This is a genomic window from Calidifontibacter terrae, from assembly GCF_054778835.1.
In genome coordinates, this window is record NZ_BAAGZF010000001.1 from 453952 (window position 1) to 467487 (window position 13536).

Sequence of the window (13536 nt, forward strand, 5' to 3'; positions counted from 1 at the left end):
CGGCCGTGCTCCGGCTGAATTCGCTCGACGACATCCCCTCCGACCTCGGCCCGACGGTCGTTGCGATGGGCAACTTCGACGGCGTACACCGCGGTCATCAGGCGTTGCTCGCCCAGGTGGTCGATGAGGCCGCCCGGCGCTCCGCAGCCCCGGTTGCGGTCACCTTCGACCCCCATCCGTTGGCCTTCCTACACCCCGAGCGAGCGCCGCAGCCGATCGCCGACCTGCAGACCCGGCTCGACCGGATCGAAGCCGCCGCCATCGCGGCCACCCTGGTGCTTCCGTTCACCGCCGAGCTCGCGGCCATGACGCCGCGGGAGTTTGTTCAGGGCGTCTTCGTCGACCGCCTTCATGTCGCAGCAGTCTTGTGTGGCAAAGACACTCGGTTCGGCGTACGCAACTCTGGCGACGTCGAGACGCTGCGCGCCCTTGGTGCCGAACTCGGTTTCGAGGTCGTCGTCCTCGATGACGTGGGCGAGGGAAGTCGCTGGTCGTCCACCGGCGTACGCACTGCGCTGGCTGAGGGCGACGTCACCAGCGCCGCTCATACGCTGGGTCGCCCGCACAGCGTGCGCGGCACCGTCGTCCATGGCTTCGAGCGGGGTCGCGAACTGGGATTCCCGACCGCCAACCTCAGCCAGGACGCTGTCGGTTTGATCCCGGCCGATGGGATCTATGCGGGCTACCTGTGGCGCCCGGCCTTGCCGACGAGTAATCCCGATCACCGGATGCCGGCGGCCATCTCGGTCGGCACCAACCCGACCTTCGACGGCACCCAGCGCACCGTGGAGGCCTACGTCCTGGACCGCACCGACCTGGACCTATACGACGAAGAGGTCGTTGTCGAATTTGTCGAGCGGTTGCGCGGCAACGTGCGGTTCGATGGAATCGGCCCGCTGATCGAGCAGATGAACCACGACGTCGCGCGCGCCCGGCTGATCTGCCCGCCGACGTCCGCCTGAACGCATGCCGCGCCCGGGCTGGGATCCGCTCGATCGACGGCAGTTGTCGTGGACCCGTAGCGACTGGGTGCTGTTGGTCACTTGCGCGGCGCTCTCTGGCTTTGGTGGTCTGCTGGTCTGGTCGGCCACCCGGAACACTGCTGGCAGCGGCTACCTGCTGCGCCATTTGGTCAACACCGCGTTGGGGATGCTGCTGGCTGCCGTCATCATCCGGGCGGATATGCGCGCCATCCGGGCCCTCGCCCCGATCCTCTACGTTCTCGGCCTGCTCGGTCTGCTGCTGGTCCTGACCCCCTTCGGGTCGACGATCAACGGTTCACGCTCGTGGATCCAGGTGCCCGGGTTTTCGATTCAGCCGGCCGAGTTGGCGAAGGTGGCCCTGGCGATCGGGCTGGCGATGATCTTGGCCGAGCGCGGCGAGCGGGACGCGCCGCCGCCGCGGCGCGACGTGTGGTTGGCCTGGTTGGTGGCCGGCGCACCAATTTTGCTGGTTCTGGCGCAGCCCGACCTCGGCTCGGTGCTGGTGCTGATGATGCTCAGCGTCGGGGTGGTCGCGGCCGCCGGGGCTTCCCGGTGGTGGTTGGTCGCGGTGCTGGTCGCACTCACGTCTGCCGTGGTCGTCGCGGTCACCACGAGCGCCCTGTCGGCCTATCAGCGGGCCCGGCTGACGGCCTTCATCGATCCCACTGTCGACCCAACTGGCATCGGTTACCAGGTGCGTCAGGTGAAGATCGCCATCGGGTCCGGCGGCTGGTTCGGCGAAGGCATGTTCGCCGGCCGACAGACCCAAGGCGGTTTCATCCCGTTCCAGCAGACCGATTTCGTCTTCTCGGTTGCGGGGGAGGAATGGGGCTTCCTGGGGGCGGCCGTCCTGGTGATCCTGCTCGGGATCGTGGTGGTACGCGGCGTGCTCATCGCCCGCCGATCGCAGGACAGTTTCGGACGACTGGTCGCGGTCGGCATCGTCTGCTGGTTCCTGTTCCAGATTCTGGAGAACATCGGGATGAATCTGGGCCTTATGCCGGTGACGGGGCTGCCTCTGCCGTTCGTGTCGTACGGCGGTTCCAGCATGCTCGCGTGTTGGGCGGCAATTGGCTTGTTGGAGAACGTTTATCTGGTGAGTCTGCGGCGCCTGCACTAGACAGTTGCCCGGTTCCCTCCCCGCTCCCGGCAACCGCCAAGTAACCTGTGCGCCAACACCAGGCAACAAAGGAGTTCCCCGATGGCGATGATGTCCGTGCAGGACGAGACCCCCGAACAGGCGGTCATCGACAACGCCGCACCCTCGGTTGCGCGACTCTTCCTCGACCGGGTGGCGAAGTCACCCGACAGTGTGGCGTTCGAATATCCGGACGCCGCCGAGACCTGGCATTCGATGACTTGGTCGCAGGCCGATGATCGAGTTCGCCGGATCGCGGCCGGTCTGGTCAGCCTGGGCGTCGAGCTTGAGGACCGCGTGGCGATTGCCAGCTCGACCCGCGTCGAATGGGCGCTGACCGACCTCGGCGTGATGCTGGCCGGCGCCGCAACCACCACGATCTACCCGACCTCCACGATCGACGACACGTTGTTCATCGTGAGCGACTCGGGCAGCAAGGTCGTCTTCACCGAGAACGACACCCACACCAAGATCCTTGCTGATGGCAAGGATGTCATTCCGGACGTCGTCAAGATCATCACCTTCGACGGCGCCGCCGACGGTGAGAACGTGATCACCCTGGCCGACCTGGAGAAGTTGGGTGCCGAGTTCATCGCTGCTCACCCCGATGTCCTGGAGGAGCGGGTCGAGCAGATCCGCCCCGACCACCTCGCCACGCTGATCTACACCTCCGGCACCACCGGCCGTCCCAAGGGCGTACGGCTGCCGCACAGCGCGTGGACCTATGAAGTCGCCGCTGTCGACTCGGCCCACCTGCTAGGCCCTGACGACAAGGCCTACCTGTGGCTGCCGTTGGCTCACGTCTTCGGAAAGGTGCTGCTGACGCTGCCGCTCCAGATCGGCTTCACCACCGCAATCGACGGCCGAGTCGACAAGATCATCGAGAACCTGCCGATCGTCAAGCCGGTCTGGATGGGCGCGGCTCCGCGCATCTTCGAGAAGGTCTACGGCCGCATCTCGACGATGATGCAGGACGAGGGCGGCGTGAAGGCCAAGCTCTTCGGTTGGCATTCGAGCAACGCGGCTAAGGTGTCCGACGCGGGAGCCAAGGGCGCCAAGCCGGGCCTGGCGACCTCCGTTCAGCACAAGATCGGCGACGCGTTGGTCGCCAAGAAGGTGCGCGAGCGGTTCGGCGGAAACATCCGCTTCTTCATCTCGGGCTCCGCGGCGCTCAACCAAGACATCGCCAAGTGGTTCGACGGCATGGGCATCCCGATCCTCGAGGGCTACGGCCTCACCGAGACCAGCGCCGCCTCCTTCGTCAACCGGCCTTACTCCAACATTCCGGGCACGGTCGGCTGGGCCCTGCCCGGCACCGACGTGAAGATCGCCGATGACGGCGAGATCCTGATCAAGGGCCCGGGCGTGATGCAGGGCTACCGCGGTCTCGATGACGCCACCGCGGAGACGTTGGTCGATGGCTGGTTCCACACCGGCGACATTGGCGAGTTGACGCCTACCGGTCACCTGAAGATCACCGACCGCAAGAAGGACCTCTTCAAGACCTCGAACGGCAAGTACGTCGCGCCGAGCCAGATCGAGGCCCTGTTCAAGGGCATCTGCCCCTACGCCTCGCAGTTGGTGATCGAGGGTGACGGCCGCAAGTTCGTCGCCGCCCTGATCACCCTCGACGAAGAGGCAATGACCGACTGGGCCGCGAGCAAGGCGCCGTCGCTCAAGGGCAAGGACTACCGCACGATCGTGACGTCCGATGAGGCGCGCACGATGGTGCAGGGCTACGTCGATCAGCTCAACGCCAAGCTCGCCCGCCACGAGCAGATCAAGCGGTTCATCATCCTGCCGCGCGACCTGTCGGTTGAGGAGGGCGAGATCACCCCGAGCCTGAAGCTCAAGCGCAAGATCGTGGTGCAGAAGTTCCGCGACGACCTCGACAGCCTCTACGTCGACTGATTGCAACGCCGTACGACCTCGAGCCCCGGACCGCGCTGGTCCGGGGCTCGTGTCATGTCGCAGCTGATGGTTCGACGCGCCGGGTCTGCTGACCTACCCTGGAACACATGTCCGGAGAGTCGCTGTTTCCAACCCTCGAACCGCTGCTGGAGCGGGTGAGCAAACCGATCCAGTACGTCGGTGGTGAGCTGAACTCGCAGACCAAGGACTGGAACTGTGGTGGCCATGGGCCGCAGGGCCAGGAACTGACCACTCGATGGGCGTTGATGTACCCCGACGCCTACGAGGTCGGCCTGCCCAACCAGGGCGTCATGATCTTGTACGAAGTGCTGAACGAGCGCCCCGATGCGCTCGCCGAGCGCACCTACTCGGTGTGGCCCGACATGGAAGCGCAGATGCGCGAACACGGGGTGTCGCAGTTCACCGTCGACGGGCACCGTCCGGTGGGGGAGTTCGACGTCTTCGGGCTGTCCTTCTCGACCGAGTTGGGCTACACCAACATGCTCACCGCGCTCGACCTCGCCGGCATCCCGCTGCATGCGGCCGACCGCGGTGACAACGACCCGATCGTGCTCGCCGGCGGCCACGCGGCGTTCAACCCCGAGCCGATCTCCGACTTCATCGACTGTGCGGTTGTGGGAGACGGCGAAGAAGCCGTCCTCACGATCACGGACAAGATCAAGACGTGGAAGAGCGAGGGTCGTCCGGGCGGTCGCCGCGAACTTCTGCTGCGGCTGGCTCGAACCGGCGGCGTCTACGTTCCGGCGTTCTACGACGTCGACTACCTGCCCGACGGGCGCATCAAGCGGGTCGCACCCTCGCCCGAGGCCCCCGGGGTCCCGTGGCGGGTCAGCAAACACACCGTGATGGACCTGGACGAGTGGCCCTACCCGAAGCAGCCGCTGGTGCCGCTGGCCGAGACGGTCCACGAACGGATGAGCGTTGAGATTTTTCGCGGCTGCACCCGTGGCTGCCGCTTCTGCCAGGCCGGAATGATTACTCGTCCGGTCCGCGAACGCACCATCACCGGCATCGGCGAGATGGTCGAACGTGGCCTGGCCGCAACGGGATTCGAAGAGGTCGGCCTGCTGTCGCTCAGCTCGGCGGACCACAGCGAGATCGCCGAGATCACCAAGGGTCTCGCCGATCGCTATGAGGGCACCGAGACGGGTCTGTCGCTGCCGTCGACCCGCGTCGACGCGTTCAACATCGACCTTGCCAACGAACTCACCCGCAACGGACGTCGCTCCGGGCTCACGTTCGCCCCCGAGGGCGGTTCCGAGAGGATCCGCAAGGTCATCAACAAGATGGTCTCCGAGGACGACCTGATCAACACCGTCGCGGCTGCCTACGGCGCGGGCTGGCGTCAGGTGAAGCTCTACTTCATGTGTGGTCTGCCGACCGAGACAGATGAAGACGTCCTGCAGATCGCGGATCTCGCGAAGCGGGTCATCGAGACCGGCCGGCAGGTCAGCGGCCGCAAGGACATTCGCTGCACCGTGTCCATCGGTGGGTTCGTTCCCAAGCCTCACACCCCCTTCCAGTGGTGCGCCCAACTCGGGGTGGAGGAGACTGACGCGCGGCTGCAGAAGTTGCGCGACGCGATCCGCTCCGACAAGCGTTACGGCTCCTCGATCGGCATCCGCTATCACGACGGTCAGCCGGGAATCGTCGAAGGACTTCTCTCCCGCGGCGACCGCCGTGTCGGTCGCGCGATCGAGGCGGTCTGGCGCGACGGTGGCCGGTTCGACGGTTGGAGCGAGCATTTCTCGTACGAACGCTGGATGCGTTGTGCCACAGCGGCCTTCGACCAGTTGCCCTGGGACTTGGACGTCGCTTGGTACACCACCCGTGAGCGGGGCGAGACCGAGGTGCTCCCGTGGGATCACCTCGACTCCGGCCTCGACAAGGAGTGGCTCTGGGACGACTGGCAAGACGCCCTCGACGAGACCGAGGTCGACGACTGCCGGTGGACCCCTTGCTTCGACTGCGGCGTCTGCCCGCAGATGGGCACCGACATCCAGATCGGCCCGACCGGCCAAAAGCTGCTCCCGCTGACCGTCGTCTGACCAGCTACTCAGTGGGTGGAGAGTTCGCTCGTCACACCTGGAGCTCGGACGCCACCTCGGCCGCGGTCGTGTCGGACTTGCCTGACCCACCGCGCGAGCGGATTGTCGGACACACGGCCGCCGCGATCAGACACAAGACGGCTGCGGCGTAGAACGCCATGTCGTAGGTCCCCTCGCTGTCGCGCACCCAACCGGCGACCGAAGCAGTGACGGCGGCGCCGATCTGGTGGCTGGCGAACACCCAGCCGAAGACGACGGGTGCGCGGTCGCCGAAGTGTTCGCGACACAGCGCCATGGTCGGCGGGACGGTCGCCACCCAGTCCAAGCCGTAGAACAGGATGAAGGCGAGCATGTTCGGGTGCATCGAGTTGCTGAACAGCGACGGCAGCGCGAACAGCGATAGCCCGCGGCCGAAGTAGTAGATCCCCAGCAGCAGGCGCGGATCGACGCGGTCGGTGAGCCACCCCGAGGCGATGGTGCCGACGATGTCGAAGACCCCGACCAAGGCCAGCAGTCCGGCCGCTGCCTGTTCGCCCATGCCGTGGTCCATCGCGGCCGGGATGAAGTGGGTGCCGACCAGGCCGTTGGTGCTCGCTCCGCAGACCGCGAAGGTGCCCGCGAGCAGCCAGAATGCGCGGTGGTGCAGCGCATCACGCAGCGTTCCGACAGCCAACGCGGCGGCGTTGCCCGACGCGACGGGCGTCGGGGGAGCGTCGGCGGCGGCGCCGTACGCCCTGGTTCCTAGGTCCTCCGGGCGGTTGCGCATGAAGAGCACGACCAGTGGAACGGCGCACCACGCGGCAACACCGATGGTTGTCGATGCGGCGCGCCAGCCCTGGTGGGTCGACAGCCAGGCCATGACCGGCAGGAAGGCGAGTTGGCCGGTGGCGTTGGCGGCGCTCAGGACGCCGGACACCACGCCGCGCTTGGCCACGAACCAGCGACCGGTGATGGTTGCGACCAGCGACATTGAGATCGCGCCGGTGCCCAGCCCGATCAGAACGCCCCAACAGGCGATGAGTTGCCACGGCGCGTTCATCCAGCGGGGGAGCACAGACCCGAGGCCGATCAACACCAGCGCGCCGGCCATCACCGGACGCACCCCGAAACGTTCCATCAGCGCCGCCGAAAACGGTGCGGTCAGCCCGAAGAGCACCAGGTTGATCGACACCGCGGTGCCCATCAGGCCCATCGACCAGCCGAACTCGTCGTGCAGCGGGTGCATCAGGACACCGGGCGCGGCGCGGAAGCCGGCCGAACCCATCATCGTCAGCAAGGTGACGCCGGCGATCATCCACGCGGGGTGGATGCGGCGCGTCGAGCGGGAGTTCATGCAGGTGATTCTGTCGGACCGCGGCCACGGTCTGAGCGCGCCCGCCACCGGCCGATACGATGCACCGATGGCCAGACAACGTGTTCCCGAGGGTCCGCCGCCTGCTCCGGTGGTGCAGAAACTGCGGGTTCAATACGCCAAGCGGGGGCGTTTGCGATTCACCTCCACCCGCGACTTCCAGCGGGCGTTGGAACGCGCCGTACGCCGGGCGCAGCTGCCGGTGGCGTTCTCCGCCGGCTTCCACCCCCACCCGCGCATTTCCTATGCGAACGCGGCCGCGACCGGAACGGCCAGCGAGGCCGAATACTTCGAGATCGCGCTGCAGCGGGAGTGTGACCCCGAGCAGGTCGCTCGTGACCTCGACGCTGCATTGCCGCAGGGTCTCGACGTCATCAAGGTGATCGTGGCCCCGACCGGGGCGCTCGCCGACCGGTTGCAGGGCAGTTCCTGGAATCTGGAGTTCGCCGATCCCGATGCCCCGACGTTGACCTCCGCGGTCGCGGGTTTGCTGGCCGAGGATCGGGTCGAGGTCACCCGGATGATGAAGTCCGGCCCACGAACCTTCGACGTACGCAGCGCGATCCGGTCAATGACCGTCGAACCTGACAGCCGCGTCGTGTCGATCGTGCTCGAGCACACCACCCCGGCCGTACGCCCCGACGACGTCCTCAATGCCCTGTGTCAGGTCTCGGGGATCGAGCCGAGCCGGCCACCGTTGACCACGCGCAGGGCGCAGGGTCCGCTCGACGATGAGGGCACGATCACCGACCCGCTGGGCTGATCTGTTGCGGCCTCGGGCGGCATGCCATCCGGGCCGCGATCCGTGCAACCCGCCCGAGATGTGCGATAATGCACATCGGTCACGCCGTACACCACACCTACGCCGTGCCCCGTCCTATGGCGGTCGTGCTTCACCGCGCAACTAGACCAGGGACGGCATCGGTCAGTGCCGCGCAATGCGCGAGCTGCCACCGGTGCAACAGTCGACTTTTTCGTCGCCGGCCCGAACCCGGGCGCGACGGCATTACCGCGACATGCGGGTGCGCGAGGCGAATGCCTCCGGTTGTGGGCCGCTTCGCATGCTGACGACAAGGAGGGGCATGGCCCCCCAGCAGCACTCCGACAACAGCACCGATTCGCTCTTCTCGCAGGCCGGTCAGGTCGTGCCTGAGCCGACCACCGCGCCCGCGGCTCCCGAGGTCGGATTCGGGCTGATCTTCCAGACCCCGGACCTTGAGTTCCGGGTTCCGCGCCGCGAACCGCAGCGCGAGGCCCCCGAGGTTCACCAGGCCCAAGAGGAGCCCGCCGACTCCGGCCAGGGCAACCGCAACGCCGGCCCCTCGAACGACAACAACTCCGGCGACGATGACAACTCCACCGCCCGTTCCCGTCGGCGCGGTGGCCGCGGTCGCCGCAAGCCTGGCGACACCGACCAGGGTGAGCAGCAGGACAGCGCGTCCGCGAGCCGGCAGAACCGGGGCGACGCCAGCGACGCTTCGACCGATGACGACTCCGATGCCGACGCGACGAACGACACACGCAGCTCCCGTGGCTCCAGTAACACCAACAGCAACGCCAGCAACGAGCCCAACGACGGTCCCGACTCGGACGACAAGGGCGATAGTGACGACAGCCGTCGTCGCACCCGGCGTCGTCGTCGCAGCGGGTCCGGCACCGATGGCGACGATCCGCCGAACACCGTCACCAAGGTCCGCGAACCCCGCAAGGAGCGCGACGAGGTGCAGTCGATCAAGGGATCGACCCGCTTGGAGGCCAAGAAGCAGCGCCGCCGCGAGGGCCGCGATGCCGGCCGTCGCCGTACGGTCATCACCGAGGCTGAGTTCCTCGCCCGCCGGGAGAGCGTCGAGCGTCTGATGGTCGTCCGCGAGCGCGACGGCCGCACCCAGATCGGTGTCCTCGAAGACGGCCTGCTCGCCGAGCACTACGTCTCGCGGGAGACCCAGCAGGCCTCGATGGCCGGCAACGTCTACCTCGGTCGGGTGCAGAACGTGCTGCCGAGCATGGAGGCGGCATTCGTCGACATCGGCCGCGGCCGCAACGCCGTCCTTTACGCCGGCGAGGTCAACTGGGACGCCGCTGGTCTGGACCACCAGGCCAAGCGGATCGAGAACGCGCTGTCCTCCGGTGAGAGCGTCCTGGTGCAGGTCACCAAGGACCCCATCGGCCACAAGGGTGCGCGTCTGACATCGCAGATTTCGTTGCCGGGCCGTTTCCTGGTCTACGTGCCGGGCAACTCAATGACCGGCATCTCGCGCAAGCTGCCCGAGGGTGAGCGCGCCCGCCTGAAGAAGATCCTCAAGGAGATCGTTCCGGCCCACGCCGGTGTGATTGTCCGTACGGCGGCTGAGGGCGCCAGCGAGGAAGACCTCAAGGCCGACATCGAACGCCTGCAGCAGACCTGGGAAGAGATCCAAGCCAAGAGCAAGTCCGGTTCGGCGCCCTCGCTGTTGCATGGCGAGCCCGACCTGACCCTGCGCGTCATCCGAGACGTCTTCAACGAGGACTTCTCGAAGCTGATCATCGCCGGTGACAAGTCCTACGACGAGGTCTCCGATTACCTCGGTTCGGTGGCTCCCGACCTCGCTCAGCGGGTCGAGAAGTGGACCGGAACCACCGACCTGTTCACCGTTCACCGCGTGGACGAGCAGCTCACCAAGGCGCTTGACCGCAAGGTGTGGCTGCCCTCGGGTGGCTCGCTGGTCATCGACCGCACCGAAGCCATGACGGTCATCGACGTCAACACCGGCAAATACATCGGTTCGGGTGGAAACCTCGAAGAGACCGTCACTCGCAACAACCTGGAGGCGGCCGAGGAGATCGTTCGCCAGCTACGGTTGCGCGACATCGGCGGCATCATCGTGGTCGACTTCATCGACATGGTCCTGGAGTCCAACCGCGACCTGGTCGTCCGACGACTGCTCGAATGCCTTGGTCGCGACCGCACCAAGCACCAAGTCGCCGAGGTGACCTCGCTGGGTCTGGTTCAGATGACCCGCAAGCGCGTTGGCAGCGGTCTGCTGGAGATCTTCTCCGAGCCCTGCGTGCACTGCGACGGACGCGGCATCGTGGTTCACGACCTGCCGGTCGACAAGTCCGGTGGCAACGGTGGTGGAAGCCACGGCGGCAACTCAGGCGGTGGCAACAGCAACGGCAACAACGGCGGCGGCAACAACAACGCCAGCTCCCGTCGTACGAAGCGGGGCCGCAAGAACGACGAGCCGGAGCAGGAGCAGTCCGGACCGTCCGCCGCGCAGATCGCCGCTGCCGCTCACGCGGCCGCGCTGGCCGGTGACAAGAAGGTCGAAGACGTCCTTGCCGAGGTCGAACCGATCGCCCAGAAGGTGCAGCAGGCCGCGGAGAAGACCGAAGCGACCCCCGCGCGCAGGTCTGAGCCCAAGGCTGAGCGTCGATCCGAACCGAAGACTGAGCCGAAGGTTGCCCCCACGGTTGCAGCGATCGCGCCGATCGCGGAACCCGCTTCAGCACCTGCTGAAGAGCAGCCCGCCAAGCGTCGTCGTGGTTCGCGACGGGCGGCGTCGCCCTCGGTCGCACCCGTGGCTGCGCAGAGCCCGGTCGAGGTGCCCGTCACGGTCACCGCGGCGCAGGCTGCTGCGGCCGAGGTCGACCCTGCGCCGGTTGCCCAGGCACTGGCAAAGCCACCGGTCAAGCGGCGGCCGAAGCGGGCACGCGTTGTCGCGCCGGCAGGGCCGCCGGTGAATTTGGAGTCCGGCGACCCGACCGAGTAAAGTTGATCCTCGGTGCGCCCACCGAGCCGACGTCCCGCAAGGGGTCGCTGTTGGCCGGTTCAGACAGAGCGAGTGCGCCACAACGAAAGTGAGTTACGACGTGTACGCGATTGTTCGCGCAGGCGGTCGCCAGGAGAAGGTCTCCGTGGGCGATGTGCTGATCATCGACAAGGTGGCCGTAAAGGCCGGTGAGTCCATTGACCTCAAGGCGATTCTGCTGGTCGACGGCGACAAGGTGACCTCCGATGCTGAGAAGCTGGCGAAGGTCTCGGTCAAGGTCGAGGTCGTCGAGGCGGCCAAGGGCCCCAAGATCACCATCATCAAGTACAAGAACAAGACCGGCTACCGCAAGCGCCAGGGTCACCGTCAGCCGCTGACCCGCGTCAAGGTCACCGCGATCGAGGCCTGAGCCTCCCGCTCACGAATAGTTAAGGACACACAGACATGGCACACAAGAAGGGTGCGTCTTCGACCCGTAACGGTCGCGACTCGAACGCACAGCGACTGGGCGTGAAGCGCTTCGGCGGTCAGGTTGTCGGCGCCGGCGAGATCATCGTCCGACAGCGCGGAACCCACTTCCACCCCGGTGAGGGCGTCGGCCGCGGCAAGGACGACACGCTGTTCGCGCTCGTCCCCGGCGCTGTCGAATTCGGCAGCAAGCGTGGCCGCAAGACGGTCAACATCGTTCAGTCCGAGGCCTGAGCTTCCAGACTGCTTTCCGGTGCAGGGTGGGTCCGACTTCGGGCCCACCCTGCACCGTCATGAACACCTTTTCGTAGGAGCATCACATGGCCACCAACTTCGTCGACCGCGTTGTCTTGTACGTCAGCGCGGGCAAGGGCGGTCACGGTGTTGCCTCCGTGCATCGTGAGAAGTTCAAGCCGCTCGGGGGACCTGACGGCGGCAACGGCGGTCGCGGCGGCGACGTCGTGTTGGAGGTCGACCAGCAGGTCACGACGCTGCTCGAATACCACCACACCCCGCATCGCAAGGCCACCAACGGTAAGCCCGGCGCCGGCGACGAGCGCAATGGCGCCGATGGCGAGGACATGGTGTTGCGGGTGCCCGAGGGCACCGTGGTCAAGTCCCAAGGCGGCGAGATCCTCGCCGACCTGGTGGGTGCAGGGACCCGTTTCGTCGTTGCCCGTGGTGGCCGTGGCGGCCTGGGCAACAAGGCGCTGGCGTCGGCCCGCCGCAAGGCTCCCGGCTTCGCGCTGCTCGGTGAACCGGGCGACGAGCTCGAGGTCGTGCTGGAACTCAAGACCCTTGCCGACGTGGCGCTGATCGGATTCCCCTCCGCGGGCAAGTCGTCGCTAGTTTCGGTGATGTCGGCCGCGAAGCCGAAGATCGCCGACTACCCGTTCACCACCCTCATTCCGAACCTCGGAGTGGTGACCGCCGGATCCGAGCGCTACACGATCGCCGACGTCCCAGGTCTGATCCCGGGCGCGAGCCAGGGCAAGGGCCTCGGCCTGGAGTTCCTGCGACACGTCGAGCGCTGCTCGGTGTTGGTCCACGTCATCGACTGCGCCACCCTGGAACCCGGCCGCGACCCGATGACCGACCTCGACGTCATCGAACACGAGTTGTCTGAATACGTCGCCGACGAGACCCTCGGTGGGAAGCCGCTCTCGGAGCGCACCCGCATCGTGGTCCTCAACAAGGCCGACGTTCCCGATGCGCTGGAACTCGCCGAGTTCGTCAAGCCCGACCTGGAGGCCCGCGGTCTCGAGGTCCACATCATCTCCGCGGTCGCCCACCACGGCGTTCGCGAACTGAGCTTTGCTCTGGCCAAGCACGTTGCGCAGGCTCGCGCCGAGATCGAGGCCGACGTCGTGCCGCAGCGAGTCATCCTGCGCCCGAAGGCGGTCGACGACACCGGTTTCCGGATCAAGGTCGAGGGCGGCGAGAATCCGATCTTCCGGGTCATCGGCGACCGCCCGACCCGCTGGGTGCGACAGACCGACTTCAGCAACGACGAGGCCGTCGGCTACCTCGCCGACCGCCTGGCCCGTCTGGGCGTCGAAGAGCAACTGTTCAAGTCCGGCGCCGTTCCGGGGTCGACGGTTGTCATTGGTCCCGAAGAGAACGCGGTCGTCTTCGACTGGGAGCCGACGTTGCAGGCTGGCGCCGAGTTGTTGGGTGCCCGCGGCACCGACCTGCGATTGGACGAGGGTACGCGCCCGACGCGTGGGGAGCGCCGCGACGACTTCCACGCTCGCAAGGACGCCCAACGGGAAGCGCGCGAGGAACTATGGACCGAGCGCGAGGCGGGCCTGTGGACCGACGACGACGAGTGAGTCGTTGCGCCGTACCCTCGACCACGTGACTGCCG

10 protein-coding genes are annotated in these 13536 nt (G+C 66.8%); 9 read left to right on the forward strand and 1 reads right to left on the reverse strand.

From position 1 onward, the window contains the following. Positions 1-5 precede the first annotated feature (5 nt). From ACYU98_RS02195 to ACYU98_RS02210, 4 genes are all read left to right on the forward strand, one after another. Positions 6-962, forward strand: coding sequence for a bifunctional riboflavin kinase/FAD synthetase (locus ACYU98_RS02195; RefSeq protein ID WP_460466540.1), 957 nt, complete (start codon positions 6-8; stop codon positions 960-962). A 4-nt stretch (positions 963-966) separates the two neighbouring features. Further along, a complete protein-coding gene (gene rodA / locus ACYU98_RS02200; RefSeq protein ID WP_460466541.1) occupies positions 967-2103 on the forward strand; it encodes a rod shape-determining protein RodA in 1137 nt (378 codons plus the stop codon). Positions 2104-2184: 81 nt separating this feature from the next. Then, positions 2185-4032 carry an AMP-dependent synthetase/ligase gene (locus tag ACYU98_RS02205; protein ID WP_460466542.1) on the forward strand — a complete coding sequence of 616 codons (1848 nt, stop codon included), beginning with the start codon at positions 2185-2187 and terminating at the stop codon, positions 4030-4032. Positions 4033-4139: 107 nt separating this feature from the next. Further along, positions 4140-6101 (forward strand): TIGR03960 family B12-binding radical SAM protein, encoded by a 1962-nt coding sequence (locus tag ACYU98_RS02210; RefSeq protein ID WP_460466543.1) that lies wholly within the window; start codon positions 4140-4142, stop codon positions 6099-6101. Between the two features lie 31 nt (positions 6102-6132). Here the strand turns inward: ACYU98_RS02210 and ACYU98_RS02215 are convergent, their stop codons facing one another. Next, complete coding sequence (locus tag ACYU98_RS02215) at positions 6133-7434, reverse strand: MFS transporter (protein ID WP_460466544.1); 1302 nt, start codon at positions 7432-7434, stop codon at positions 6133-6135. A 67-nt stretch (positions 7435-7501) separates the two neighbouring features. Between ACYU98_RS02215 and ACYU98_RS02220 the strand changes: the two genes are divergently transcribed. The 5 genes from ACYU98_RS02220 (at position 7502) to obgE (ending at position 13501) form a co-directional block, all read left to right on the forward strand. Beyond that, the gene (locus ACYU98_RS02220; RefSeq protein ID WP_460466545.1) at positions 7502-8215 is read left to right on the forward strand and encodes a TIGR03936 family radical SAM-associated protein; all 714 of its coding nucleotides are present in this window, start codon (positions 7502-7504) and stop codon (positions 8213-8215) included. Positions 8216-8468: 253 nt separating this feature from the next. Further along, on the forward strand, positions 8469-11201 hold the full coding sequence (locus tag ACYU98_RS02225) for an Rne/Rng family ribonuclease (protein ID WP_460466637.1): 2733 nt from the start codon (positions 8469-8471) through the stop codon (positions 11199-11201). 100 nt (positions 11202-11301) lie between these two features. Continuing rightward, positions 11302-11610 (forward strand): 50S ribosomal protein L21, encoded by a 309-nt coding sequence (gene rplU / locus ACYU98_RS02230; RefSeq protein WP_460466546.1) that lies wholly within the window; start codon positions 11302-11304, stop codon positions 11608-11610. Between the two features lie 35 nt (positions 11611-11645). Next, positions 11646-11903, forward strand: coding sequence for a 50S ribosomal protein L27 (gene rpmA, locus ACYU98_RS02235; protein ID WP_460466547.1), 258 nt, complete (start codon positions 11646-11648; stop codon positions 11901-11903). An 86-nt stretch (positions 11904-11989) separates the two neighbouring features. Further along, complete coding sequence (gene obgE, locus ACYU98_RS02240; RefSeq protein ID WP_460466548.1) at positions 11990-13501, forward strand: GTPase ObgE; 1512 nt, start codon at positions 11990-11992, stop codon at positions 13499-13501. Positions 13502-13536: the final 35 nt, after the last annotated feature.

What these genes read in the sequence shown, in the direction of transcription:
- ACYU98_RS02220 (WP_460466545.1), top strand. Translation starts at nt 7,502, where the DNA reads ATGGCCAGACAACGTGTTCCCGAGGGTCCGCCGCCTGCTCCGGTGGTG.
- rpmA (WP_460466547.1), top strand. Translation starts at nt 11,646, where the DNA reads ATGGCACACAAGAAGGGTGCGTCTTCGACCCGTAACGGTCGCGACTCG.
- obgE (WP_460466548.1), top strand. Translation starts at nt 11,990, where the DNA reads ATGGCCACCAACTTCGTCGACCGCGTTGTCTTGTACGTCAGCGCGGGC.
- rodA (WP_460466541.1), top strand. Translation starts at nt 967, where the DNA reads ATGCCGCGCCCGGGCTGGGATCCGCTCGATCGACGGCAGTTGTCGTGG.
- ACYU98_RS02215 (WP_460466544.1), bottom strand. Translation starts at nt 7,434, where the DNA reads ATGAACTCCCGCTCGACGCGCCGCATCCACCCCGCGTGGATGATCGCC.
- ACYU98_RS02225 (WP_460466637.1), top strand. Translation starts at nt 8,469, where the DNA reads ATGCGGGTGCGCGAGGCGAATGCCTCCGGTTGTGGGCCGCTTCGCATG.
- ACYU98_RS02205 (WP_460466542.1), top strand. Translation starts at nt 2,185, where the DNA reads ATGGCGATGATGTCCGTGCAGGACGAGACCCCCGAACAGGCGGTCATC.
- ACYU98_RS02210 (WP_460466543.1), top strand. Translation starts at nt 4,140, where the DNA reads ATGTCCGGAGAGTCGCTGTTTCCAACCCTCGAACCGCTGCTGGAGCGG.